The sequence below is a fragment of the Streptomyces sp. NPDC012474 genome, from assembly GCF_042955185.1.
Taxonomy (GTDB): Bacteria; Actinomycetota; Actinomycetes; order Streptomycetales; family Streptomycetaceae; genus Streptomyces; species Streptomyces cahuitamycinicus.
The window spans coordinates 561503-584927 of record NZ_JBIBEP010000001.1 but is presented as its reverse complement, the minus strand read 5'-3'; the positions used below and the strand labels follow the sequence as shown (position 1 = coordinate 584927).

Annotated in this window: 23 protein-coding genes and 1 pseudogene; 5 read left to right on the top strand and 19 right to left on the bottom strand. The window is 72.1% G+C overall.

From position 1 onward, the window contains the following. The first annotated feature begins 41 nt into the window (after positions 1-41). Positions 42-1364 (top strand): GH1 family beta-glucosidase, encoded by a 1323-nt coding sequence (locus ACFY9S_RS02570; protein WP_391121785.1) that lies wholly within the window; start codon positions 42-44, stop codon positions 1362-1364. Here ACFY9S_RS02570 and ACFY9S_RS02565 read toward each other — a convergent pair. Genes ACFY9S_RS02565 through ACFY9S_RS02555 form a run of 3 tightly spaced genes read right to left on the bottom strand, consistent with a single transcriptional unit; the run spans position 1354 to position 3338 of the window. Then, positions 1354-2166, bottom strand: coding sequence for an SAM-dependent methyltransferase (locus tag ACFY9S_RS02565; protein ID WP_391121782.1), 813 nt, complete (start codon positions 2164-2166; stop codon positions 1354-1356). The two genes, ACFY9S_RS02570 and ACFY9S_RS02565, sit on opposite strands and share 11 nt — an antisense overlap. A gap of 51 nt (positions 2167-2217) precedes the next feature. After that, positions 2218-2469, bottom strand: coding sequence for a DUF397 domain-containing protein (locus ACFY9S_RS02560; RefSeq protein ID WP_102907400.1), 252 nt, complete (start codon positions 2467-2469; stop codon positions 2218-2220). Next, positions 2466-3338, bottom strand: coding sequence for a Scr1 family TA system antitoxin-like transcriptional regulator (locus ACFY9S_RS02555; protein ID WP_391121779.1), 873 nt, complete (start codon positions 3336-3338; stop codon positions 2466-2468). The genes ACFY9S_RS02560 and ACFY9S_RS02555 overlap by 4 nt, the downstream gene beginning before the upstream one ends. Before the next feature lie 248 nt (positions 3339-3586). Between ACFY9S_RS02555 and ACFY9S_RS02550 the strand changes: the two genes are divergently transcribed. Further along, complete coding sequence (locus ACFY9S_RS02550) at positions 3587-4033, top strand: ATP-binding protein (RefSeq protein ID WP_102907402.1); 447 nt, start codon at positions 3587-3589, stop codon at positions 4031-4033. Positions 4034-4208: 175 nt separating this feature from the next. Here ACFY9S_RS02550 and era read toward each other — a convergent pair whose 3' ends face one another. Continuing rightward, positions 4209-5162, bottom strand: a complete 954-nt coding sequence (gene era, locus ACFY9S_RS02545; RefSeq protein ID WP_102907414.1) for a GTPase Era — start codon at positions 5160-5162, stop codon at positions 4209-4211. A 165-nt stretch (positions 5163-5327) separates the two neighbouring features. Between era and ACFY9S_RS02540 the strand changes: the two are divergent. Both ACFY9S_RS02540 and ACFY9S_RS02535 read left to right on the top strand, forming a co-directional pair. Beyond that, a pseudogene (locus ACFY9S_RS02540) lies at positions 5328-5471 on the top strand (ammonia channel protein); the annotation flags it as partial. Next, positions 5468-5806 carry a P-II family nitrogen regulator gene (locus ACFY9S_RS02535; RefSeq protein ID WP_391121776.1) on the top strand — a complete coding sequence of 113 codons (339 nt, stop codon included), beginning with the start codon at positions 5468-5470 and terminating at the stop codon, positions 5804-5806. The pseudogene ACFY9S_RS02540 and the gene ACFY9S_RS02535, both read left to right, overlap by 4 nt. A 27-nt stretch (positions 5807-5833) precedes the next feature. On the opposite strand, the gene ACFY9S_RS02530 is transcribed toward ACFY9S_RS02535, so the two are convergent. The 9 genes from ACFY9S_RS02530 to ACFY9S_RS02490 all read right to left on the bottom strand — a co-directional run bounded on the left by ACFY9S_RS02530 (position 5834) and on the right by ACFY9S_RS02490 (position 14045). Then, complete coding sequence (locus ACFY9S_RS02530; protein ID WP_391121773.1) at positions 5834-6310, bottom strand: hypothetical protein; 477 nt, start codon at positions 6308-6310, stop codon at positions 5834-5836. A 332-nt stretch (positions 6311-6642) separates the two neighbouring features. After that, the gene (locus tag ACFY9S_RS02525; RefSeq protein ID WP_391121770.1) at positions 6643-6996 is read right to left on the bottom strand and encodes a cytidine deaminase; all 354 of its coding nucleotides are present in this window, start codon (positions 6994-6996) and stop codon (positions 6643-6645) included. Positions 6997-7016: 20 nt separating this feature from the next. Beyond that, positions 7017-7376, bottom strand: coding sequence for an MmcQ/YjbR family DNA-binding protein (locus ACFY9S_RS02520; RefSeq protein WP_391121767.1), 360 nt, complete (start codon positions 7374-7376; stop codon positions 7017-7019). Next, the gene (locus ACFY9S_RS02515) at positions 7373-8680 is read right to left on the bottom strand and encodes a CNNM domain-containing protein (RefSeq protein ID WP_391121764.1); all 1308 of its coding nucleotides are present in this window, start codon (positions 8678-8680) and stop codon (positions 7373-7375) included. Before ACFY9S_RS02515 ends, ACFY9S_RS02520 begins: the two co-directional genes overlap by 4 nt. 7 nt (positions 8681-8687) lie before the next feature. Next, complete coding sequence (gene ybeY / locus ACFY9S_RS02510; RefSeq protein WP_102907408.1) at positions 8688-9185, bottom strand: rRNA maturation RNase YbeY; 498 nt, start codon at positions 9183-9185, stop codon at positions 8688-8690. A 14-nt stretch (positions 9186-9199) separates the two neighbouring features. After that, a complete protein-coding gene (locus tag ACFY9S_RS02505; protein ID WP_079128954.1) occupies positions 9200-10267 on the bottom strand; it encodes a PhoH family protein in 1068 nt (355 codons plus the stop codon). A 262-nt stretch (positions 10268-10529) separates the two neighbouring features. Next, entirely contained in the window at positions 10530-11666 is a 1137-nt protein-coding gene (locus tag ACFY9S_RS02500) for a PfkB family carbohydrate kinase (protein WP_391121760.1), read from the bottom strand. Positions 11667-11808: 142 nt separating this feature from the next. Continuing rightward, a complete protein-coding gene (locus ACFY9S_RS02495; protein WP_391121757.1) occupies positions 11809-13098 on the bottom strand; it encodes an enolase C-terminal domain-like protein in 1290 nt (429 codons plus the stop codon). After that, positions 13095-14045: a 5-dehydro-4-deoxyglucarate dehydratase gene (locus tag ACFY9S_RS02490; protein WP_391121754.1), complete on the bottom strand. Its 951-nt coding sequence runs from the start codon at positions 14043-14045 to the stop codon at positions 13095-13097. The genes ACFY9S_RS02495 and ACFY9S_RS02490 overlap by 4 nt, the downstream gene beginning before the upstream one ends. Before the next feature lie 99 nt (positions 14046-14144). Here ACFY9S_RS02490 and ACFY9S_RS02485 point away from each other — a divergent pair, with 99 nt between their 5' ends. Then, positions 14145-14927 carry an IclR family transcriptional regulator C-terminal domain-containing protein gene (locus tag ACFY9S_RS02485; protein WP_391121751.1) on the top strand — a complete coding sequence of 261 codons (783 nt, stop codon included), beginning with the start codon at positions 14145-14147 and terminating at the stop codon, positions 14925-14927. Between the two features lie 333 nt (positions 14928-15260). On the opposite strand, the gene ACFY9S_RS02480 is transcribed toward ACFY9S_RS02485, so the two are convergent. The 6 genes from ACFY9S_RS02480 to ACFY9S_RS02455 all read right to left on the bottom strand — a co-directional run bounded on the left by ACFY9S_RS02480 (position 15261) and on the right by ACFY9S_RS02455 (position 23423). Beyond that, positions 15261-16262 carry an adenosine deaminase gene (locus tag ACFY9S_RS02480; RefSeq protein ID WP_391121748.1) on the bottom strand — a complete coding sequence of 334 codons (1002 nt, stop codon included), beginning with the start codon at positions 16260-16262 and terminating at the stop codon, positions 15261-15263. A gap of 20 nt (positions 16263-16282) precedes the next feature. After that, positions 16283-17188, bottom strand: a complete 906-nt coding sequence (locus ACFY9S_RS02475; protein WP_391121745.1) for a ribonuclease Z — start codon at positions 17186-17188, stop codon at positions 16283-16285. A gap of 6 nt (positions 17189-17194) precedes the next feature. Further along, the gene (locus ACFY9S_RS02470; protein ID WP_391121742.1) at positions 17195-17548 is read right to left on the bottom strand and encodes an HIT domain-containing protein; all 354 of its coding nucleotides are present in this window, start codon (positions 17546-17548) and stop codon (positions 17195-17197) included. Positions 17549-17691: 143 nt separating this feature from the next. Next, positions 17692-19122 (bottom strand): polysaccharide deacetylase family protein, encoded by a 1431-nt coding sequence (locus ACFY9S_RS02465; RefSeq protein WP_391121739.1) that lies wholly within the window; start codon positions 19120-19122, stop codon positions 17692-17694. A gap of 195 nt (positions 19123-19317) precedes the next feature. After that, positions 19318-23049 carry a hypothetical protein gene (locus ACFY9S_RS02460; RefSeq protein ID WP_391121736.1) on the bottom strand — a complete coding sequence of 1244 codons (3732 nt, stop codon included), beginning with the start codon at positions 23047-23049 and terminating at the stop codon, positions 19318-19320. Positions 23050-23219: 170 nt separating this feature from the next. Beyond that, positions 23220-23423, bottom strand: a complete 204-nt coding sequence (locus ACFY9S_RS02455) for a hypothetical protein (protein WP_391121733.1) — start codon at positions 23421-23423, stop codon at positions 23220-23222. Between the last annotated feature and the right edge of the window lie 2 nt (positions 23424-23425).

Below are 23425 nucleotides of genomic sequence, written 5' to 3'. Positions count from 1 at the left end.
GCCGTTGACTTCCGTTACCGCCGGTACGGATGATCCAGCGCATGGCGACTGACGCAGGCAACCCGATCCCCCGCTTCCCGGCCGGCTTCCTCTGGGGCGTGTCCACCTCGGCGCACCAGATCGAGGGCGGCACGGACGAACGCGAGCCGTCCGTGTGGGACGCCTTCACGGCCACGCCGGGACGGGTGAAGGACGGCTCGACGGCGGATGTGGCCTGCGACCACGTCCACCGCCACCGCGAGGACGTGGCGCTCCTGGCCGGCCTGGGCGTGAACGCCTACCGCTTCTCGGTCTCCTGGCCGCGGGTCCGGTCCGGGAAGGGCCTGGACTTCTACGACCGGCTGGTGGACGACCTGTGCGCGGCGGGCGTCCGCCCGGTGCCGACCCTGTTCCACTGGGACCTGCCGGCGGGCCTGGACTGGCTGGAGCGGGACACGGCCGAGCGCTTCGCCGAGTACGTGTCCCTGGTGGCCGGCCGTCTCGGCGACCGTGTGACGAAGTGGATCACCCTGAACGAGCCCGCCGAGCACACCCTGCTGGGCCACGCCCTGGGCGTGCACGCACCGGGGAAGCGGCTGCTGTTCGACGCGCTGCCGGTCGCCCACCACCAGCTGCTCGCCCACGGCCTGGCCGTCCGGGCCCTGCGCGCCGCGGGCGCCACGGACATCGGCGTCGCCAACTCGCACGGGCCGACCTGGGCGGCGTCGCAGGAGGCGGCGGACGTGGAGGCGGCGGAGTTCTACGACCTGCTGCTGAACCGCCTGTTCGCGGACCCGCTGCTGCTGGGCCGGTACCCGGACGGCATCGGCGAGCTGATGCCCGGGGACGTCGAGGCCGACCTCAAGGTGATCGCCGAGCCGCTGGACTGGTACGGGATCAACTACTACGCCCCGACCAGGGTGGGTGCCCCCCAGGGCGCGGAGATCGAGTTCGGCGGGGTCACCATGCCCGCCGAACTCCCCTTCTCCGTCCGGGAGATCGAGGGCCGGCCGGTCACGGACTTCGGCTGGCCGGTCGTGCCCGAGGGCCTGACCGAGCTCCTCACCACCTTCCGCGACCGCTACGGCGACCGCCTCCCGCCCGTCGTCATCACCGAGAACGGCTGCTCCTACCCGGGCGTCGACGACCAGGACCGCATCGCCTATCTGGACGGCCATGTCCGGGCCCTGCACCGGGCCGTGGAGGCGGGCGTCGACGTGCGCGGCTACTTCGTGTGGTCCCTGCTCGACAACTTCGAGTGGGCGGAGGGCTACGCACGCCGCTTCGGCCTGGTCCACGTCGACTTCGGCACCCTGGAGCGGACCCCGAAGGCGTCGTACCACTGGTATCGCGAGCTGCTGCGGGGGCAGGCGCCTACGGCTTGATGCCTACCCCGGTCCAGAGGCTGACCTCGGCGTCCGTCGGGGCGTCGCCCTGCACGGCGTCCGGGCGCCAGCGGTGGCCGACCGCGACGCCCGGCTCCAGCAGGTCCAGGCCGTCGAAGAAGCGGGCGACGTCCTGGCGCGAGCGGAACCGCACCGGCGTGCCGGCCGAGGTGTAGATGTCGGTGACCTTCTGCCAGGTCGCCGGGTCGAAGTCGGGCGTGCAGTGGCTCAGCGCCAGGGCGCTGCCCGAGGGCAGCACGTCCAGCAGACGGCGCACGATGCCGTACGGGTCCTGGGCGTCGGTGACGAAGTGCATCAGGGCGTTGAGGGACAGCGCCACCGGGCGGTCCAGGTCCAGGACTTCGGCCAGTTGGGGCGCGTTCAGCAGCGACTGCGGGTCGTTGACGTCCGCCTCGATGTACGTGGTGCGGCCCTCGGAGGTGCTGCGCATCAGACGCTCGGCGTACTTGAGGACGAGCGGGTCGTTGTCGGCGTAGACCACCCGGGCGTCCGGGACCACGGACTGGGCGACCTGGTGCAGGTTGGGCTCGGTGGGGATGCCGGTGCCGATGTCCAGCCACTGGCGGATGCCGTGCTCCCGGGCGAGGACCCGGGTGGCGCGGTGCATGAAGGCCCGGTTCTCTCGGGCGCACACGAATATGGCGGGGTAGGCCTCGGCGACCCGCTCGGCCGCCTGCTCGTCGACGTCGAAGTGGTCCTTGCCGCCGAGGTAGTAGTCGTACATGCGGGCGGAGTGCGGCCTGCTGGTGTCGATGTCCCGCGCGGTGTGCGAGGTGCTCATGGGGGGTGCCTCTCGGTGGGGGGTGGTGGTGCGAGCCGGTCCGCCGGGGCTTCAGCGGGCCGTCAGATGGTCGGCGAGGCCCTGTTTGACCCCCGTGACGAACGCGGTGATCTCCTCGGGCGTGTAGATCAGCGCGGGACCGGCGGGATCGGCCGACTGGCGCACGGCCACGCGGCCGTCGGTGAGCTGCTTCGTCTCCACGCACTGCCCCCCGTTGGGGCCGCTCCACGGACGTTCCCAGCCCTGCTCGCCGAGGTCCGACGCGGGCATGCCGTTGTACACGGCACCCTCGGTGACGGTCATGAGTACTCCTTCCGCATGCGGTTCAGCAGCGCCTTGCTGTCCGCGGACGAGGTCTTCAGCGACAGCCGGTTGTGCGCCTCCAGATGGGCCATGACGTCCGCGCGCTGGTCGAGGTAGACGGACGCGGAGAGGATCTCGCTGTAGACGATGTCGGGCAGCTCCCGCTCCTCGAACCGGAAGTAGGTGAAGGGCGCGCACGCCCCGACGTGGGCGCCCGCGGCGAACGGCACGATGTCGACGCTGACGTGCTCCAGCTCGGCCGCCTCCAGGAGGCGGTCGATCTGGTCCCGCATCACCTCGGGACCGCCCGCCACCCGGTGCAGCACGGCCTCCTCCATCACCACCCACAGGGTGGGCGCGTCCGGCTTGGTGAGCAGGCCCTGGCGGCGCAGCCTGAGCTCCACGCGCCGGTCGAGGTCGTCCTCGCTGTCGTTCGGGAAGCCGCCGCGCAGCACGGCACGGGCGTAGCCGGGCGTCTGGAGCAGGCCCGTGACGTAGTGCGGCTCGTAGGTGCGCAGCGTTCTGGCGCCGGTCTCCAGGCTCACGTAGGCCGTGAACCAGGACGGCATCACATCGCGGTACGGGTGCCACCAGCCGGGCTCGTTGGCCCGCTCGGCCAGGGTGACGAACTCGTCGATCTCCTGCCGGCCGGCCCCGTAGGTCTCCAGCAGTTTCTCGACGTACAGGATCTTCAGGCCGACCTCGGCCTTCTCCAGGCGGCGGATGGTCAGCGGGGTGACGCGCAGGGCCTTGGCGGCGTCGTCGAGGGACAGGCCCGCGTGCTGCCGGGCCTCCTGGAGCCGGCGGCCCAGGATCATGCGCAGGACGGTGGGGGCACCGGCGCCGGTTCCTGGTCGGGGGTCGCTCACGCCGTGCCTCCTGAGGGGTCGTCACCGCCGCTGGTTCTGCGAGGACTTGAACGATTCATCGAATCGCTCGGCCCGGGCGATACCGTCGTTCTGAAATTATCAGGGAGATGGTTGCAGCGTGAACTGCTCTCCGAGCATAGTTACTTGTGTGACCAGGGTTCCGGAAGCACCAACCCCCACAGCCGGCCGGTCCGTTGTCCGCTCGCCCCTTCCTTGACTTCGCCCACCCCCCACGGAAGGCGATCGCCGTGTCCCCCCACACGACATCCACTCCCCGGTTCCTGGACGCGGTGCGCCCGGACCGCACCGACTGGCTGGAGCTGCCGCCGCAGCGGACCAGTGTCAGAGTCGCCCGTCATGCCATGCGCGCGCGGCTGGCCGCGTGGCGGGTGCCCGAGGAAGCGTGCGCGAACGCGGTGCTGCTCGTGTCCGAGCTGGTGACCAACGCCGTGCTGCACACGCTCAGCGAGCGGATCCTGTGCGGCGTCCAGCTGATGACGGACGCGCGCTTCCGGCTGGAGGTGCACGACGGCGACCTCACGGGCCGCGGCATCCCCGACCGCTGCCCCGGCCCCGACGACGAGAACGGCCGCGGCCTGCTGCTCGTACGGGAGATAGCCGACAGCTGGGGCATCACCCGCTCGACCCTCACGGGCGGCAACGCGGTGTGGGCGAGCCTCGGGTCGCCGTTATAGGCGGCGAGGGGCCCTCAGAACCCCAGCTTGCGCAACTGCCGCGGATCCCGCTGCCAGTCCTTCGCGACCTTCACATGGAGGTCCAGGCAGCATCACCATGCGGCTACCGCCGCGCGGCCGGCGTGCCCAACTACGCCCCCACCCCCACAGGCACCCGCACCCCACCCGCCGAAACTCAGAACCCCAGCTTGCGCAACTGCCGCGGATCCCGCTGCCAGTCCTTCGCGACCTTCACATGGAGGTCCAGGAAGACCGGTGTGCCCAGCAAGGCCTCGATCTGCTTGCGGGACTTGATGCCGACCTCCTTCAGGCGCTTGCCCTTGGGGCCGATGATGATGCCCTTCTGGCTGGGGCGCTCGATGTAGACGAAGGCGTGGATGTCGAGGAGGGGCTTGTCGGCGGGGCGGTCCTCGCGCGGGAGCATCTCCTCGACGACGACCGCGATGGAGTGCGGCAGTTCGTCGCGGACGCCTTCCAGCGCGGCCTCGCGGATCAGCTCCGCGATCATGACCTGCTCGGGCTCGTCGGTCAGGTCGCCCTCGGGGTAGAGGGCCGGGCCCTCGGGCAGGAGCGGGACGATCAGGTCGGCCAGCAGGCCCACCTGCTTGTCGCCGACCGCGGAGACCGGGACGATCTCCGCCCACTCGAAGCCGAGTTCCTGACCGAGCTGGTCGATCGCGATGAGCTGCTCGGCGAGCGTCTTGCCGTCCACCAGGTCGGTCTTCGTGACGATCGCGATCTTGGGCGTCTTCTTGATGGACGCCAGTTCCTTGGCGATGAAACGGTCACCGGGGCCGAGCTTCTCGTTCGCCGGCAGACAGAAGCCGATCACGTCGACCTCGGCCCACGTCGTGCGCACGATGTCGTTGAGCCGCTCGCCCAGCAGCGTGCGCGGCTTGTGCAGGCCCGGGGTGTCGACCAGGATCAGCTGGGCGTCCGGGCGGTGCACGATGCCCCGTACGGTGTGCCGCGTCGTCTGCGGCTGGTTCGCCGTGATCGCCACCTTCTGGCCGACCAGAGCATTCGTGAGGGTGGACTTGCCCGCGTTGGGACGGCCCACGAAGCAGGCGAAGCCAGCCCTGTGGACAGCTCCGGCCGGCTCTTCGGATGACTGGGTACGAACGCTCATGGCGCCCATTGTCCCTGATCCACGGAGCCGCCCCGCACCGGACGTGCCTCGTGAGTTTCCCGGTCTCCCTCTTTCGCTCCGTATCCGGCACGCACGGACCGTGTCCGTGGCCGGGAATGCGGGGGCGGGGTCCTCCACGCCCCGGGATACCGGATCGGACGTGGACGGTCGAACGAGGAGCGGGAGCGGACCGGCCCGGACCTTACGGCGCGCGCGGAGACGGCCTACGATCACGGAGTCCTGGGCCACGGTGCCCCGGTCTCCTCCTCCGTCGTCCCCCACGCCCGGAAGGTCGCCCCCCAGGCATGAAGCTCATCACCGCGATCGTCAAGCCGTACCGTCTCGACGAGGTCAAGAACGCCCTGCGGGAACTCGGCGTGCACGGCCTGACCGTCAGCGAGGCCAGCGGCTACGGCCGGCAGCGCGGCCACACCGAGGTGTACCGGGGCGCCGAGTACCAGGTCGACCTGGTGCCCAAGGTCCGGATCGAGGTCGTCGTCGAGGACGCGGACGCCGACGCCGTCATCGACGCGGTCGTGAAGGCCGCGCACACGGGCAAGATCGGGGACGGCAAGGTGTGGGCGCTGCCGGTGGACACGGTCGTGCGCGTGCGGACGGGCGAGCGCGGCCCCGACGCGCTCTGACACCGGGGCCGCGCTCGCCTTTCGTTCTCAGTCGAACACGAACGGGCCCGGTGACTGCGGCCCGCTCGCCGTGCAGGTGATGGTGATGCCGAAGACGGTCATCTTCAGCGAGCCGCCGAAGGCCTCCAGGCTGTCGCCCGAGGCCACGGTGCCGCTGAGCGGGCCGGCCTCGACGGGGGCGCCGGCGGCCATCGCCGGGTTCTCCGTACCGGTGAAGTCGACGGTGCCGCCGCCGCTCTTCACCAGGGTGAGGGTGGACGTGATCGAGTCCTCTCCCAGCGCGATGGGCGCCGTGATCGCCGAGGACTTGACGGTGACGGTGGCGGCGGTGCCGTCCTGTGTGGCCGTGAGCGTGGCCTCGCCACTGCCGAAGGTGCCGCAGTCCGCGCTGATCGTCGCCGTCTGGGGTGTGACGGCGAGTGCGGCGGGGGCGAAGGCGAGCCCGGTGACCGCGAGGACCCCGGCCGCCAGGGCCGCGCCTGCTCCGATTCGCTTGCATCTCATGGGATTCCGGCTCCGTTTCCGTGTGGGGGGACCGCTCGGCAGGTGAGTGCGGGCACGCTGCGCGAGAGCCGAACCTGACGGTCCGTCGGAACTTACGGTTCCATTGATGCGCCTGGGGCAGGGGGCGGCAAGGTTGAAAACTGGCCTAATTACCGGCGGTTACAGCGAAGTTCGGCCAGCGGTGAGGTGGACCGGGCCGTCCGGCCACCGACCAGGCTGTCCGGAGCTTGAGGACGAGGCCGTCCGGCGCTTGAGGAACGGGCCGTCCGGCGCTCGAGAGAACCGGGCCGTTCGGGCCGATGAAGGCCCGTGGGGCGCAGGCCCCTGGGGCCTCAGCCCGCCCGGACCGTCAGCCGGACGACACCGTCGAACCCCGCCACCAGCACGGGCGTCTCCGCACCGCCGAGGTCACGCACCGCCGCCCGGTCCTCCGCGGACGCGGTCTCCGCCTCGGTCACGACCGCCGCCGCCTCCAGCGACCGCGCGCCCGAGGCGACCGCCATCGCCACGGCCGTCCGCAGGGCGCTGAGCTTCAGGGAGTCGAGGGCCACGGTGCCCGCGACATAGGTGCGTCCGGTCTCGTCCCGTACGGCCGCGCCCTCGGGCACGCCGTTGCGGGCCCGCGCGGCACGGGCCAGGGTGACGATCTTGCGGTCCTCGGGGTCGAGCGCGCTGCTGTCGGTCATGATCCGAGCATACGGAAGCGTCAGGGGCGGTCGAGGCGCAGGCGGTCCGCTCGGGGCAGGCCCGCCACGACCAGGTCGTACGAGTCCTCGATGAGCTCCCGGACCAGTCGGTCCGGGAGCTCACCGTCGACCGTGACGGTGTTCCAGTGGCGCTTGTTCATGTGCCAGCCGGGGACGATGAGGCCCTCGTGCTCGCGGCGCAGCCGGATCGCCTCCTCCGGGTCGCACTTGAGGTTGGCTTTCAGGGGGCGCGCCTCCAGGTACGACAGGGCGAAGAGCTTCCCCCGCACCTTGAAGACCGAGATCTCCGGGCTGAACGGGAAGTCCTCCACCGCCGCGTTGAAGGACAGGCAGAACGCGCGCAGTTCCTGCGGGGTCACGCCGGCTTCTCCGCCTTCGAAGGCGGGGCCGCCGCGTCCACCGGCTCCGCCAGCACCGTCACGATCTTGTTCCGGCGGCCGGCGGCGGCCTCCGCGGTCAGGCGCAGCACCCGGCCGTCGGGCAGGTCCACGACGGAGGAGGCTCCCGCGATGGGGACGCGGCCCAGCGCCTTGGCCAGCAGGCCGCCGACGGTCTCGACGTCCTCGTCGTCGTACTCCTCCAGGCCGTACAGCTCGCCCAGGTCGCCGATGTCGAGGCGGGCCGTGACGCGGAAGCGGTCCTCGCCGAGCTCCTCGACCGGCGGCAGTTCACGGTCGTACTCGTCGGTGATCTCGCCGACGATCTCTTCGAGGATGTCCTCGATGGTGACGATGCCGGCCGTGCCGCCGTACTCGTCGATGACGACGGCGACGTGGTTGCGTTCCTTCTGCATCTCGCGCAGCAGGTCGCCGGCGTTCTTGGTGTCGGGGACGAAGAACGCCGGGCGCATGGCCGTGGACACCTGCTCGGACTCGGCGTCGCGGCTGATGTGCGTCTTGCGGACCAGGTCCTTCAGATACACGATCCCGACGATGTCGTCCTCGCTCTCGCCGGTGACCGGGATCCGGGAGAAGCCGGAGCGCAGGGCGAGGGTGAGGGCCTGGCGGATGGTCTTGTAACGCTCGATGACCACCAGGTCCGTGCGCGGGACCATGACCTCGCGGACGAGGGTGTCGCCCAGCTCGAAGACGGAGTGCACCATGCGGCGCTCCTCGTCCTCGATGAGGGACTCCTTCTCGGCGAGGTCGACCAGTGCGCGCAGCTCCGCCTCGGAGGCGAAGGGTCCGCGGCGGAAGCCCTTGCCGGGCGTGAGCGCGTTGCCGATGAGGATCAGCAGCGACGGGACGGGACCCATGATCCGGGCCAGCGGCACCAGGACGTACGCCGAGAGTGTCGCCGTGTTCAGCGGGTGCTGGCGGCCGATGGTGCGCGGGGAGACGCCGACGGCGACGTACGACACGAGGACCATGACCGCGATGGCGACCAGCAGTGCCTCGGTGGTGCCGTCGAACGCCTGGAGGCAGCCGTAGGTGATCAGCGCGGCGGCGGCCATCTCGCACGCGACGCGGACCAGCAGCGCCACGTTGAGGTAGCGGGTGGGGTCGGCGGCGACCTGGGAGAGCTTGGCGCTGCCGCGGCGGCCGGAGCGCACGGCCTCCTCGGCGCGGAAGCTGGAGACGCGCGCGAGGCCCGCCTCCGCACAGGCGGCGAGCCAGGCCACTACGACCAGGGCGACGGCGCCCAGGGCGAGTTGCGGATTCATCGGCGGGCTAGGAGACCGTCGGCGCCGGGGACGGGCCGGTCAGGCCCCGCTCCGCGCGCCAGCCGTCCACGATGGCCGCCTGGAGGCCGAACATCTCGGCCTTCTCGTCCGGTTCCTCGTGGTCGTAGCCCAGCAGGTGCAGCACGCCGTGGACGGTGAGCAGCTGGAGCTCCTCGTCCATGGAGTGCTGCGTGTCGGCTTCCTCGCCCTGCTTCTGCGCGACCTCGGGGCACAGCACGATGTCGCCGAGCAGCCCCTGGGGCGGCTCGTCGTCGTCCTTGGAGGGCGGGCGCAGCTCGTCCATGGGGAAGGACATGACGTCCGTCGGACCCGGGAGGTCCATCCACTGGATGTGGAGCTGCTCCATGGCGTCGGCGTCCACGACGATCACCGAGAGCTCGGAGAGCGGGTGGATGCGCATCCGAGCGAGCGCGTAGCGGGCGATGTCGAGGACCGCCTGCTCGTCGACCTCGGTGCCTGACTCGTTGTTGACGTCGATCGACATGGTGCTGTGTGTGTCTACTTCCCCTTGTGCCCGGACTTGCCGCGGCTCTTGTGCGCGCCGTTCTGGGTGCCGTGCGTGGTGTCGTACTTCTCGTACGCGTCGACGATACGGCCCACCAGCTTGTGCCGGACGACGTCCTGGGAGGAGAGCCGGGAGAAGTGCACGTCCTCCAGGCCTTCCAGGATGTCCTGCACCTGCCGCAGCCCGCTCTTCGTCCCGTCCGGCAGGTCGACCTGCGTGACATCACCCGTGATCACGATCTTCGACTCGAAGCCGAGGCGGGTGAGGAACATCTTCATCTGCTCGGGGCTCGTGTTCTGGGCCTCGTCCAGGATGATAAAAGCATCATTAAGGGTCCGACCCCTCATGTATGCCAGCGGCGCGACCTCGATCGTCCCCGCCGCCATCAGCCGCGGGATCGAGTCCGGGTCGAGCATGTCGTGCAGCGCGTCGTAGAGCGGGCGCAGGTAGGGGTCGATCTTCTCGTAGAGCGTGCCCGGGAGGAAGCCGAGGCGCTCTCCGGCCTCGACCGCGGGGCGGGTCAGGATGATGCGGTTGACCTGCTTGGACTGCAGGGCCTGCACCGCCTTGGCCATCGCCAGGTACGTCTTGCCGGTGCCCGCGGGGCCGATGCCGAAGACGATGGTGTGCTTGTCGATCGCGTCGACGTAGCGCTTCTGGTTGAGCGTCTTGGGGCGGATCGTGCGGCCGCGCGAGGACAGGATGTTCTGCGTGAGCACCTCGGCGGGGGTCTCCTGGCCGTCGCTCTCGCCGTTGTCGCTCGCCTTCAGCATGGCGATCGAGCGTTCCACTGCGTCCTCCGTCATCGGCTGCCCGGTGCGGAGCACCAGCATCATCTCGTCGAACACGCGCGAAATGAGGGCGACGTCCTTCTGGTCGCCGACCGCGCTGATCTCGTTGCCCCGGACGTGGATGTCGGCCGCCGGGAAAGCCTTCTCGATCACGCGCAGGAGGGAGTCGCCGGACCCCAGGACGGTGACCATGGGGTGCTGGGCGGGGACAGTGAACTGTGCTCTCGCCTGCTCCTGCGCGGGGGTGTGAGCTGTCGATGATTGAGTCATGGGCCGGCGCTGAAGGCCTGCGGTTCCTCCTCGTCACGGCCGCACAGCTGAGGGCGGCCTCGCGACTCCCAGGGTACGACGGGGGAGTGACAACGCCGTAGGGGTTTTGGGGCGGGGTTTGCGACCGGGGCGACGGCTTGGCGGCGACAGCAACTCCTGACCGACAGCTTCGGGGGCGACGGCAGCTCCTGGCCGAGTGATTCGGGTGGTGGGTGGGCATAGGCCGGGGGTCCAGGGGGGAGCCCCCTGGACGGCCAGGGCGTCACGCCGAGCGCCGGAAGCCGATCGTGGGGACGGCACGCCGCAGCGGCCATGGCCTCACCAGTTCCTCCGACACCAGGTCGGCCAGGAACCCGTACCTCTCCAGTGCCACCGCCGACTGCCCCTCGACCGACTGCACCTCCCGCCACCACGCGGCGATCTCCGACCACCCCGGCGCCGACAGCGACCCGCCGAACTCCTGCACCGACAGCGCCGCCGTCAGCCCGGCGAAGGCCAGCCGGTCCGCCAGCGGCCAGTGGGCCAGTGTCCCGGCCACGAACCCGGCGACGAACACGTCACCGGCCCCGGTCGGATCGAGCGCCTCGACCGCGATGGCCGGTACCTCCGCCGTCTCCCCCGTACGCCGGTCCACCGCATACGCCCCGTCCGCCCCGAGGGTGACCACCGCGAGCGGCACGTACTCGGTCAGGGCGTGCGCGGCGGCCCGGGGGCAGTCCGCGCCCGTGTACCGCATCGCCTCCTCCGCGTTCGGCAGGAAGGCCTCGCAGTGCCGCAGGTCGGGCAGCCCGGCCAGATCCCACGCCCCGGTGTCGTCCCAGCCGACGTCGCCGAACACGCGGGTGCCCTTGCTCGCGGCCTGGGCGATCCAGGGCGCGCTCACGCCGGGTGCGAGGGAGGCGACGGCGGCACGCACCCGGGGCGGGCACTCCGGGGCCGGTTCCTCGGGGGGCGGCTCATGGCCGTGCGAGACCATCGTGCGCTCCCCCTCGTAGGCCATGGAGACGGTCACCGGGGAGTGCCAGCCGGGCACCGTGCGCGACGGGGAGAGGTCGATGCCCTCGCCGTGCTCCAGTGCGTCCCAGCAGTAGTCGCCGTAGTGGTCGTCGCCGAAGGCCGCCGCGAGGGACGTGCGCAGGCCGAGGCGGGCCAGTGCGGTGGCCATGTTGGCGACGCCGCCGGGGCTCGACCCCATCCCGCGCGCCCAGGACTCCGTCCCTCGCACCGGGGCGGAGTCGAGGCCGGTGAAGATGATGTCCAGGAAGACGGTGCCGGTGAGGTAGACGTCCCAGGGCGGGTCGTCCGGCGTGCGCAGCGGGGCGAGGGGATCGACCTGGCTCTGGCGGGGCGATCCCTTTCCGGTGGGGCCCTTTCCGGCCGGGGCGGTGGACGCGGTCACGGTGCGCTCCCTGACGTGGTGCGGATCAGGCCAGTCTGCACCACGTCACCGACAACGTGACGCCGATCACGCCGGACCCATCCGTCCCGTCGGCTCGCGCCGAGTCCGCCCGCGCCCCCGCCCCGGGCTGGAGGGAGGGGGCCTACCAGCGGGGCATCGCGGGTGTCACCCACGCGGGGTCGGCGATCCGCATCGCCGCCGCGTCGTCGCGGTCCCGCAGGGTGCCGTCGTCGTCCAGCCACCGCTGGTGCAGCGCCGCCAGCCGCTCGCGGTCGAGTTCCACGCCGAGGCCGGGCGCGTCGGACACGGGCACCTTGCCGCCCTCGAAGGTGAGCCGCTCGGTGAGGACGTCCTCGGACTGCCAGGGGTAGTGGGAGTCGCAGGCGTGGTGGAGGTCCGGGACGGTGGCGGCCACGTGGGTCATCGCGGCGAGCGAGATGCCCAGGTGGGTGTTGGAGTGCATCGACACGCCGACGCCGAAGGTGCGGCAGACGGCGGCGAGCTGCTGGGTGTTGCGCAGCCCGCCCCAGTAGTGGTGGTCGGAGAGCACGACCTGGACGGCGCCCCGGGTGAAGGCCTCCGGGATCTCGGCGAAGGTCGTCACGCACATGTTGGTGGCGAGCGGCACGCCGGTGCGCTCGGCGACCTCGGCCATGGCGGGCGTGCCGAGCGCCGGGTCCTCCAGGTACTCGAGGACCTCGCCGAGTTCCCGGGCCACCTTCACGGACGTCTCCACGGACCAGGCGCCGTTCGGGTCGAGCCGCAGCGGGTGTCCCGGGAAGGCCTCGGCGAGCGCCCGTACGGCCGCGATCTCCTCGTCGGGCGGGAAGACGCCGCCCTTGAGCTTGAAGGAGGTGAAGCCGTACCGCTCCGTGAAGCGGCGGGCCTGCTCCACCACGCCCGCCGGGTCGACGGCGGCGCCCCAGTCGTCCTTCTCGGCCGGCACGCCCTCGGGGTGGTGGGCCCACTTGTAGAACAGGTAGGCGCTGTACTCGACGGCGTCGCGGACCTTCCCGCCGAGCAGCGTGTGCACGGGCAGTCCGAGCGCCTTGCCGAGGGCGTCGAGGCAGGCGACCTCGAAGCCGGAGACGACGGACAGCCGCAGCTTGTCGGCGGTCTGGACGCCGCGCAGCCCGCCGACGTCGACGGCGTTCTCGACCCGGGAGGCGTCCACCGCGACCTGGTCGGCGACCGTGAACAGGCCGTTCAGATCGCTGACCTGGCGCCCTTTCAGCCGCTCGGCGAAGGGCCGGGCCAGCTCCAGGTACTTGGCGTCGCCGTAGGTCTCCCCCACGCCGGTGATCCCGTCGGCCGTGACAACCTCCACGATCAGCCGGGGCGTGTACGGCTGGTGCACGCCCTGGGTGTTCAGCAGGGGCGGGTCCGCGACCAGGATCGGTGTCAGGCGGACGTCCGCGATCGTGAGGTTCACAGGGCGGCTCCTACGAGGTCGAGTCCGGTGGTGAGGAGGGCGGTGAGGGCGGCCAGGTCGGCGGGCGAGGGGTCGGTGAGCGGGGCTCGTACCGGGCCCACGGAGTGGCCGCGGAGCCGGGCCGCCGCCTTCACCAGCGAGACGGCGTACCCGGGGACGCAGTCGCGCAGTTCGACGAGCGGGACGTAGAAGTCGCGCAGCAGCTTGTCGACGGTGCCGTGGTCGTCGTCGCGCAGGGCGCTGAAGAAGGCTCCGGCGATCTCGGGGGCGAAGGCGTGGACAGCGGAGGAGTAGGCGGGGACGCCGACGGTGGCGTAGGCGCGGGCCTGGATCTCGGCGGTCGAGGCCCCGTTGAAGAACAGGAAGTCCTCGGGGGCGGCCAGGGTGAGGCGCTGCAGCCGGTCGAGGTCGCTGTGGCCGTCCTTGAGGCCGATGACGTTCGGCAGGGCGGCGATGCGGCGCAGCGAGCCGGCGGTGTAGGCGACCTGGCCGCGCTGGTAGGCGATCAGGGGCAGCGGGGTGCGGGCGGCGATCTGCTCCAGCTGGGCGACCAGGCCGTCCTGCGGGGCGGCGACGAGGTAGTGCGGCAGCACGAGGAGCGCGTCGGCTCCGGCGTCCTCGGCGATGCGCGCGAACCGGACGGCCTGCGCCCAGCCGTAGCCGGTGCCGGCGACGACGGGGACGCGGCCCGCCGCCTCCTCGGCGGTGATGGTGACGACCTGCCGGTACTCGTCCTCGTCGAGCGAGAAGAACTCGCCGGTGCCGCAGGCCGGGAACACGGCGCCGGGCGCGGCGGCGATCCGCTCCGCGACGTAGGCGCGGAAGCCGTCCGGGTCGAAGGTGCCGTCGTCGCGGAAGGCGGTCAGCGGGAACGACAGCACGCCGCCGGCCATCCCCTCCCGCAGCCGCTGTGCGACCGCCACCGGCCCGGCGCTCACGGTCGTCATCTCCCAGTCATCTCCTTATGTAGATGGCATCTATGTATGAGAATGAGGGTTGGGTATGCGAACGTCAACCGCCCGGTGCGGCCCGATTACCATCGGTACATGTCAGACACAGGGGGCGTCCGTGAGGTGAAGTCCGCGGCGCGCACGGTCGATCTGCTGGAACTCCTCGCCGCGCGCGGCGACCGCCCGGCCCGGCTCCAGGAACTGGCCGACGAACTCGGTGTGCCGCGCAGCTCGATGTACGCGCTGCTGCAGACCCTGATCTCGCGCGGCTGGGTCCGCACCGACGTCACCGGCTCCCTGTACGGCATCGGCATCCACGCCCTGCTCACCGGTACGAGCTACCTCGACTCCGACCCGCGGGTGAGGGCCGTACGGCCCTACCTCGACGAGGCGTCCGAGGCGCTCGGCGAGACCATCCACATGGGCCGGCTGGACGGCACGGACGTGGCGTATCTGGCCACGCGTGAATCGCACGAGTACCTGCGGACGATTCTCCGGGTGGGGCGGCGCCTGCCCGCGCACGCCGGGGCCCTGGGCAAGGCCCTGCTGGCGGAACGGCCGGACGGCGAGCTGCCCGAGGGTCCGTACGAGGCGCTGACCCTCAACTCGCACACGAGCAGGGAGTCCCTGCTGGCCGACCTCGCGGAGATCCGATCCCGCGGCTGGTCCGTGGACCGCGAGGAGGGCGTGACCGGCATCGTCGGCTTCGGCTTCGCGCTGCGCTACGACAGCCCGGCGCTGGACGCGATCAGCTGCTCGGTGCCGGTCGCCCGGCTCACGCCCGCGCACGAGGAGCGGATCGTCGCCGTGATGCGGGAGATCCGGATCAAGGCCGAGGCGACCGTTCCGGCGGGGCCGGGATCGGTGCACTGGCGTTAGCGAGAGCAGCGTCGACGCGTGACGAGTGTGCCGGCGGCGCAGGCCGGGTTCCCCGGTCATGGGCGCGGTCCTCGGCGCGGGACCGCTGGTGATCGCCCTGCCGATGACCGCCGTCGCCCTGCACCCCGGCGGCCCCCGCTGCTGCCCGGTGCGATCCGCCGCCGCGGCGGTCACCCGGCCGCTCTGGTCGCGCCGCCACGGGCACGCCCACCGGCGGCGCGATCCTCGAGACCGGGGCCCGGCAGCAGCCGGTGGTCGAGATTCCGGTGCAGGCCCCGGCCGTGCCCGCCCAGTGTGCCTACGCCGAGGCGGGTTCGGAGGTCTTCTGAGGGCCTACGGCGTGCTCTGGAAGTCGTAGGCGTCCACCTCGGCGAGATATCGCGCCCGCAGTTCCTCGTCGTCCTCCAGGAACGAGGCGAGGAAGGAGTTGCGGGCGAGCTCGCGCAGCCGCTCGTCGGTGAGACCGAGGGTGGCGCGCACGGCGTCGAAGTTGTCGTCGGCGTAGCCGCCGAAGTAGGCCGGGTCGTCGGAGTTGACCGTGCACATCAGACCCGCGTCCAGCATGGCGGGCAGGGGATGGTCGGCGAGGGTGTCGACCGTGCGCAGCCGGACGTTGGACAGCGGGCACAGCGTCAGCGGCACGCGGTCGCGCACCAGCCGCTCCACCAGCGCGAGGTCCTCCACGCAGCGCAGCCCGTGGTCGACGCGCTCGACGCCGAGGACGTCCAGCGCCTCGGTGATGTACTCCGGCGGGCCCTCCTCACCGGCGTGGGCGACCCGCCGCAGTCCGAGCGCGGCGGCGGCCTCGTAGACCGCGCGGAACTTCACCGGCGGGTGCCCGACCTCGGCGGAGTCGAGGCCGACGCCGGTGATCCGGTCCAGGTAGGGCTTGGCCGCGTCGAGCGTGGCCAGGGCCGACTCGGCGGACTCGTCGCGCAGGAAGCACAGGATCAGCCGGGTCGAGACGCCGTGGTTCGCCTCGCTGTCCCCCAGTGCCCGCCACAGCCCCTCGACGACCGTGCCGATCTCAAGCCCGCGGCCGGTGTGGGCCTGCGGGTCGAAGAAGATCTCCGCGTGCCGCACCCCCTGCGCGGCGGCCCGGGCGAGATAGGCGTTCGCCAGGTCCTCGAAGTCCCGCTCGGTGCGCAGGACGGCCATGAGCTCGTAGTACAGGTTCAGGAAGGACTGCAGGTCCTCGAACCGGTAGGCCTCGCGCAGCTCGTCCGTGCCGGCGTAGGGCAGCGTGACACCGTTGCGCGCGGCGAGCTCGAAGGCGAGTTCCGGTTCCAGGGTGCCTTCGATGTGAAGGTGCAATTCGGCTTTGGGGAGGGACATCAATTCATCGTACGGCCGTTTCACCGACGCTTCGGAACCGGCACCCTCAGGAGATCGTGGGCCACGGTCAGCTCGCCGTCGTACCCGGCGGCCCGGGCCTGCCGCTCGAACTCGTCGGGTTCCGTGTAGCGCTGGCTGAAGTGGGTCAGCACGAGGTGCCGCACGCCGCCGTCCCGGGCCACCCGCGCGGCCTGACCCGCTGTCAGGTGCCCGTGCTCGACGGCGAGTTCCTCGTCCTGGTCGAGGAACGTCGACTCGATGACGAGCATGTCGCAGCCTTCGGCCAGCGCGTACACGCCGTCGCACAGCCGGGTGTCCATGACGAACGCGAACCGCTGCCCGCGCCGCGCCTCGCTGACGTCGTCGAGCGAGACCCCGCCGAGTGACCCCTCGCGCTGGATGCGGCCGACGTCCGGTCCCCGGATGCCGTGCTCGGCGAGCCGCTCGGGCAGCATGCGGCGGCCGTCGGGCTCGACGATCCGGTAGCCGTACGACTCCACCGGGTGCGACAGCTTCCGGGCCTCCAGGGTGTAGCCGCCCGTGCGGGCCACGGGTCCGTCGGCGGCGACCGGGGCCTCGGTGATGCCGACGGTCTCGCGGTAGGCGGTGGCGTACCGGAGCCGGTCGAAGAAGCGCTGCCCGGAGCGGGGGTAGTGGGCGGTGATCTCGTGCGGGACCCTGTCGAGGTTGATGCGCTGGATCACGCCGGCGAGGCCGAGGGAGTGGTCGCCGTGGAAGTGCGTGACGCAGATCCGGTTCAGGTCGTGCGCGGCGACCCCGGCACGCAGCATCTGGCGCTGCGTGCCCTCGCCGGGGTCGAAGAGGACGCCCTCGCCGTCCCAGCGCAGGAGGTAGCCGTTGTGGTTGCGGTGCCGGGTCGGGACCTGGCTGGCGGTGCCGAGGACCACCAGTTCACGTACGGACAAGGCGGATTACCCCGGGGGCCAGTCGAGGCCGCGGCCGCCGAGCACGTGACCGTGCACGTGCCACACCGTCTGGCCGGCGCCGCTGCCGGTGTTGAAGACGAGGCGGTAGCTGTCGAGCTTCTCCTCGTCGGCGACGGCCTGGGCCTCGCGGAGCACGTCCGCGGTGAGGGCCGGGTCGGCGGCGGCGAGGGCGGCGGCGTTCTCGTGGTGCGCCTTGGGGATGATCAGGACGTGGGTGGGGGCCTGGGGGTTGATGTCGCGGAAGGCGATGGTGGTTTCTGTCTGGCGGACGATCGTCGCCGGGACGGTGCCTGCGACGATCTTGCAGAACAGGCAGTCTTCCTGGGGCTCCCCTGCCATTTTCCCTCCGGGGGTCAGCCGAGTGTGGTCTTGGTCGGGCATCGTATCGTCGTCGGGTGCGGGCCGTTCGTGGCCGGTCGCGCGGTTCCCCGCGCCTTGTGCACCCGGTGTCGACTTTCGTCCGCCACGCCCCGACCCAGAGATCACAGCGTGGCGCGCAGGTGGCTCACCGTGACGAAGTGGTAGCCCTCGGCGGTGAGGGTGCGCAGGATCTCGGGAACGGCTGCGACCGAGGTGGCGTGGATGTCGTGCAGGAGGACGACATCGTTGGGCTGGGCCTTGGTGATGACGGTCCGGGCCACCTTGGCGGGGTCGTGGTACTTCCAGTCCTCGGTGTCCAGGTCCCACAGCACCGGCGAGAGGGCGGTGGCGGCCTTGACGGTGTTGTTGATGGCGCCGTAGGGCGGGCGGAAGAGGGTGGGAGTCTTGCCGGTGGCGGCCTTGATGGCGGCGCTGGTGCGGTTGAGCTGGGAGGCGACCTGCCGTGCGGTGAGCCGGGTGAGGTCGGGGTGGTTCCAGGAGTGGTTGCCGATCTCGTGGCCGGCCTTCGCCTCGGCGCGGACGAGGTCGGGGTGGGCGGCGACGTTCTGGCCGACGGTGAAGAAGGTGACGCGCGCCTTGTACCGGGCCAGGTGCGTCAGCAGAGCCGAGGTCTCGGGGACGGCGGGTCCGTCGTCGAGGGTCAGGGCGATGCACTTGACCTTCTTGCAGTCGGTGTCGTCGTCACCGGAGGCGGTGTGGGTGGGGACGGCCGGGGCGGGGACGTGGGGAGCGCCGAGGTCGAGTGAACGGCTGGGGCTCACGGTCTGCTGCTGGGCACGCCTGCCGAACGCGGACAGCCATGGCGTGATCGTCTTCTTGGGGAGGGCCACCGTCAGGGCACCGGCGGCCGGGACGCCCACGTCGCCGCGGTCGAAGTGCACCCGCAGTCCGCCGTCGGCGGTGAAGGCGATGTCGTCCACGGCGACGTCGCGGCTCTCCGGGACGGAGAACGTGTCGTCCAGGCCGGCGGCGTCCACGCCCTCCCGGTCCTTGAGCTGATCCTTCAAGGCGGCGAGGAAGGCGTCCCGGGAGCCGTCGGCGACGAGTCCGAGTGCCGTGCGGTGGGCACCGGCCCTGCCGTCGTACCAAAACGTCCTGGCGGACAGCCCGTCGGCCGCCGCACTCTGGTCCTGGGTGGTGAGGCGGACGCCGAGCACATCGCCGGAGGCGACCAGGAACTGGTGGCTGATGTTGAGCTCGCGGCCGTCCGCTCCGCCCGAATCCGAGCATGCCCCCGAGCGGAAGGTTGTCAGGCGCCGCTCCACGTCCTTCTTCATCGCGGCCGTCATCGCCTCCGCGCCCGGCACGTCCGGGTAGCTGGTCGCGAACGGGCAGGAGCTGTCCTCGCTGCTGTCGCTGACGATCTCCAGACCCTTGATCTTCGACGGGTCGACCGTCCGCACCGGGGACGGCGACGAGCCGGGCCGTGCGCCGTCGGCTGCCGTGACCGGCGGTTCGGACGTGCCGTGCGCACAGGCCGCGGTGAGCGAGCCGAGCAGCACGAGGGCGGGGAGCAGGGCGTGAGAGCGCATGTGACCAGAACCTGAGGAGAGGAGACCTTCCGGGCGTCGCGGACCGGACGCCGGGCGGCCGCCGCGTCCGAGGACGCCGACGGCCGTTGTGATCTCCGATCGTTCTGGTCAGGGGCGTTTTTCAGCGAGCCCCGGGGTCACCGTGAACAATTCCAGGGCCGGATCCGGCGGTACTCTGTCTCCTTTTGTGCACTTTCAGTGCGCCGCTGGGCAGACCTGCCGGTACGGCGCGTCGGGGACGTACCGCCGCCACTGTGCCCGGGTCAGCCCGCCACCGGCGCGTTCGCAGAGGGCGCGGACGGCAGCGTCGGGGGCGATGGGACGGCGTTGCAGCACCACGTTCGGGCCGGTGGCGTAGAGCATGCCGTCGTCCCTTCCGAAGGCGAGCGAGCGGATCTCGTCCCCGGACGTGGGCAGGTCGCCGCCGAGCAGCCGTTGCCCGGCGGTGTCCCACAGCCGGAGGGTGCCGCCGGCTCCTCCCACGGCGAGGGTGCTGCCGTCGGAGGAGAAGGCCAGTGCGCCCACGGCCTCGGTCCGGCTGCTCGGGCCCGTGTCGGCGGTGCCGGTCAGGACGCCCGTGGTGTGCCGTAGATCGCCGTCCCAGAGGGTCACGTGCCCGGTGGTGTCGCCGACGGCGAATCGGGTGCCGTCGGGGCTGAAGGCGAGGGCGGTGACCTCGCGGCCGTCGGCGAGCGCCCACCCGGTGACCTTGCCGGAGGACACGTCGGCGTACTGGTCGGCGGAGCCGACGAGCAGCCGTCCGTCCGGCCGCACGGCCACCGCCTGCCCGAAGAGGCCGTGCAGGGTTCGTGACCTGCGACGGGTCCGGGTGTCCCAGACCTCCGCCGCGTCACCGCCCCTCGCGGAGCGCGCGGCCAGCAGCGTGCCACCGTCGACGCCCAGGGCGAGCGCGGACACGGGGCGGTCGGCCGCTCCCGAGGTGCTGAAGCTCGTACGGACCGTGCGGTCCGCCACGTCCCACACGGTGAAGCGCAGCCGCAGGGAGCCGCCCGAGGAGACGGTGTCGGCGACGGCGAGAGTCCGGCCGTCCGGGCTGAAGGCCAGGTGCGGGGTTTCGTCGCCGGTGTCGCTCGGCAGCGGGCCGAGCGTGCTCCGGGCGAGGACGGCGCCGGTGCCGGTGGAGCGCAGCTCGAAGCGGTAGCCGCGCCCGGACCGGGTGGCGGTGGCGAGGGTGGTGCCGTCCGGGGCGAGGAGCGTGGCGTCGGCCGGTGTGCTCTGCCAGGGGGCGGCGAGGCGGTCGGTGAGGTCGAAGGTGTGGACGGTGGCGCGGTCGAGGTAGCGCAGGAGGCGGTGGCCGTGGTCGGGGGTCCACGTCAGCCCTGTGACCTGCGCGCCGGCCAGCGGCCGGTGGAAGACCTGCCCGCCCCCCGACGCCAGCTGCCATACGGCGATCTCCTGGTCGTCGGTGGTGGCGAGGAACTTGCCGTCGGGCGAGAGGTCGGCCTGGGCGAACCCGGTCGTGCCGCCGCTGGCGAAGTCGGCGACGACGCGGCCGCTGCGGACGTCCCAGACGGTGGCCGCTGTCCCGTGGACCGAGGCCAGCCGCCTGCCGTCCGCGCTCAGGCGCAGCAGCCGGTCCCCGCCGTCGGCTCCCGAGCCGGTGCCGCACACGGTTCTGTCCGCTTTCTGCCAGGCACCGGGCAGCTGCCTGCCGCGCACGGTGTCCCACACCTGGGGCGCGCCCTCGGCGGGGCAGAACGCGGCCAGGCGTCCGCCGGGGCCGAGGGCGGCGGTGGTGAGGCTGCGGGAGACCCCGGTGGTGAAGAGGATCTTGCCGTCGCCCGTCCGGAGGACCCGGACCTGACCGGTCTCGTCGATCGGCTGGGTGAGGAACGCGTCTCCGTCAGGCGCGGTCGCCCCGAGCTCGGCGTCGCCCAGATCGGCGGCCGACCTCCCGCCGGGGAGGTTCCACAGGGTGTCGCTGCCCGACCCGGTCAGGACGAGGAACCGCCCGTCCGGGCCGACGCCGGACGCCTCCGCGTCGCCCGGCAGGTGGTAGGCGCCGGTACGGCGGTGCTCGGCCACGTCCCAGGCGGTGACGCGGCCGCCGTCGGCCCTGAGCAGGGTGCGGCCCTGGCCGGTGAGGAAGCGCCGGACGTCCTGGCCGGTCTGCGGGTCGGTGAAGGCGTCCCGTTCCGGCTGGGCGAGCGCGCCCAGCAGGGCCGAGCGGGTCTCGGTGAGCGGGGCGATCCGCCACGCGGCGGCGCCGAGCAGCGACGCGGTACGGGGATCGGTGGCACGCAGGCTCTCGGCGACGGTGGCCAGTCGGCGGGCGGCGGCCTTGGCGGCCTCCTCCTCGCCCACCCGGTCGCGCTGCCAGGCGACGACTCCCGCGGTCAGCGCGAGTACGAGGAAGACGGAGAGACCGACGCCGAGCGCACGCGTGCGGCGGGCGGTGCGCGTGACGGCGTCCCGTTCGGCGTCACGGGCCGCGGCCGAGGCGGTCAGGAACGCCCGCTCCGACCGGGTGAGGTCGTCGGTGCCGTCCTTCTCCCGCTGCGTGCCGAACAACTCCTCGGCGCGCTCCAGCCGCGACCCCCGGAACAGCGCGCCGGGGTCACGGTCCAGCTCCTCCCAGGCCCGCGCGGCCTCGCCGAGGACCCGCTGGGCGCGCAGCCGGTCCCGGCTCTCCTCGATCCAGCCGGCGAGGCGTGGCCAGCCGGTGATCAGGGCCTCGTGGGCGAGTTCGACGGTGTCGCCGTCCAGCGTGACCAGGCGGGCGGCGGCAAGTCGTTCCAGGACGTCGAGCGCACCCGGTCCCAGTTCCGAGCGGGACGCCGGGCGGCGCGTGTCGGCCGTGCGGTCCCCGGGGGCGATCAGCCGCAGCAGGACGCGCCGGGCGGTGCGTGCCCGGCCTTCGTCCAGGTCGCCGTAGACCTGCTCGGCGGTGGCGGCGATCGCCCCGCGTACGCCGCCCGTCTCCTCGTACGCGGCCAGCGTCAGCGTGCGGCCCCGGCGGCGGCGCCACGTCTCCAGCAGGGCGTGCGAGAGCATCGGCAGCGCGCCCGGCCGGTCACCCACCTCCTCGATGATCCGCGCGGTCAGCACCCGCTCGACGTTCAGCCCCGCCGCGGTGGCCGGGCCGGTGACGACCTCCCGCAGCTCGTCCCCGTTCATCGGGCCGACCAGCAGGTTCGCGTGACTGACCGCCTCGGCCAGCTCCCGGTGGGCGGCGCAGTGGCCGTAGAAGTCGCCGCGCACCGCGACCACCACCCGCAGGCGGCTCTCCGGCTCGCGTGCGCCGAGCAGCAGGTCGAGGAAGCGGTCCCGCTCGTCGCGGTCGCGGCAGAGGGTGAACAGCTCCTCGAACTGGTCGACGATCACCCAGGTGTCCAGCTCACCGTCCTGGGGAACGAGCGCCGGCCCGTGCGTGTGGGCGGGCCGCTCGCCGGGGGTGAGGACCCGGAGCACCGCCGGCCGGTCGGCGCCCCGGCCGTCCCGCAGCAGCGGGATGAGCCCGGCCCTCAGCAGTGAGGACTTGCCGCTGCCGGAGGGCCCGAACACCGCCGCGAACCGGTGCGCGCGGGCCAGGTGCAGGAATTCGCGGGCCAGTGCCTCCCGTCCGAAGAAGAGGTCGCTGTCGTCCGGCTCGAAGCGGGCCAGTCCTCGGTACGGAGCCCGCTCGTCGGCCGCGGGAGCGCGGAGCTCGGCGTCCGCCTCCCGCCAGCGGACCTCCCACCCGTGTGGGTCGGCGTCGAGCGCCTCGACGTACGCGCGCACCACCGCGAGCGTCGGCAACTGGTCGCCGGCCGCGGCCTGCGACAGTGCGGTCGTGGAGTAGCCCGCCCGCTCGGCCATCTCCCGGTACGGCGGCTTCCCGGCCTTCTCCCTCAGCAGGCGTAGGTCGTGCGCGAGGCGCTGCACCGGACCGGCGCTGGGGTCCACCGGCTTCTCTCGTCGACCCACCTGGTGGCACCTTTCGACCCTCGAACACGAAAACGGAGCTCAACCTATGTTTTCGCCCTTCCGCAGGCAATCCCGGCCCACCGGGTGGGAACGCCCCGCGACCCCGGCCATGCCCTGAGCGGAGGCGAAGGTACGGGTGAGGCCGTCGAGGAAGCCGTCGGCGCGGGTGGTCACCAGGGGGTGCACGACGGTGCCGTCGCGGTGCGCTGCCAGACGCCGCCGATCTGGGCGATGACGGAGTTCGCGGGTGTGTTCGGGCCGACCTGGCCGAGGAAGGTGTCCTTGGCGTCGAGGCCGGCGCCGACGGAGAAGTCGTGGGCCCGCTTGGTGCCGCGGGCGGGGAAGACGACCTGGGGACCTGAGCGCCCGCGCAAGG

Coding starts and splice junctions, on each gene's coding strand:
- ACFY9S_RS02570 (WP_391121785.1), top strand. CDS start 42: ATGGCGACTGACGCAGGCAACCCGATCCCCCGCTTCCCGGCCGGCTTC.
- ACFY9S_RS02565 (WP_391121782.1), bottom strand. CDS start 2,166: ATGAGCACCTCGCACACCGCGCGGGACATCGACACCAGCAGGCCGCAC.
- ACFY9S_RS02560 (WP_102907400.1), bottom strand. CDS start 2,469: ATGACCGTCACCGAGGGTGCCGTGTACAACGGCATGCCCGCGTCGGAC.
- era (WP_102907414.1), bottom strand. CDS start 5,162: ATGAGCGTTCGTACCCAGTCATCCGAAGAGCCGGCCGGAGCTGTCCAC.
- ACFY9S_RS02535 (WP_391121776.1), top strand. CDS start 5,468: ATGAAGCTCATCACCGCGATCGTCAAGCCGTACCGTCTCGACGAGGTC.
- ACFY9S_RS02530 (WP_391121773.1), bottom strand. CDS start 6,310: ATGAGATGCAAGCGAATCGGAGCAGGCGCGGCCCTGGCGGCCGGGGTC.
- ACFY9S_RS02525 (WP_391121770.1), bottom strand. CDS start 6,996: ATGACCGACAGCAGCGCGCTCGACCCCGAGGACCGCAAGATCGTCACC.
- ACFY9S_RS02515 (WP_391121764.1), bottom strand. CDS start 8,680: ATGAATCCGCAACTCGCCCTGGGCGCCGTCGCCCTGGTCGTAGTGGCC.
- ybeY (WP_102907408.1), bottom strand. CDS start 9,185: ATGTCGATCGACGTCAACAACGAGTCAGGCACCGAGGTCGACGAGCAG.
- ACFY9S_RS02505 (WP_079128954.1), bottom strand. CDS start 10,267: ATGACTCAATCATCGACAGCTCACACCCCCGCGCAGGAGCAGGCGAGA.
- ACFY9S_RS02490 (WP_391121754.1), bottom strand. CDS start 14,045: ATGACGACCGTGAGCGCCGGGCCGGTGGCGGTCGCACAGCGGCTGCGG.
- ACFY9S_RS02485 (WP_391121751.1), top strand. CDS start 14,145: ATGTCAGACACAGGGGGCGTCCGTGAGGTGAAGTCCGCGGCGCGCACG.
- ACFY9S_RS02480 (WP_391121748.1), bottom strand. CDS start 16,262: ATGTCCCTCCCCAAAGCCGAATTGCACCTTCACATCGAAGGCACCCTG.
- ACFY9S_RS02470 (WP_391121742.1), bottom strand. CDS start 17,548: ATGGCAGGGGAGCCCCAGGAAGACTGCCTGTTCTGCAAGATCGTCGCA.
- ACFY9S_RS02465 (WP_391121739.1), bottom strand. CDS start 19,122: ATGCGCTCTCACGCCCTGCTCCCCGCCCTCGTGCTGCTCGGCTCGCTC.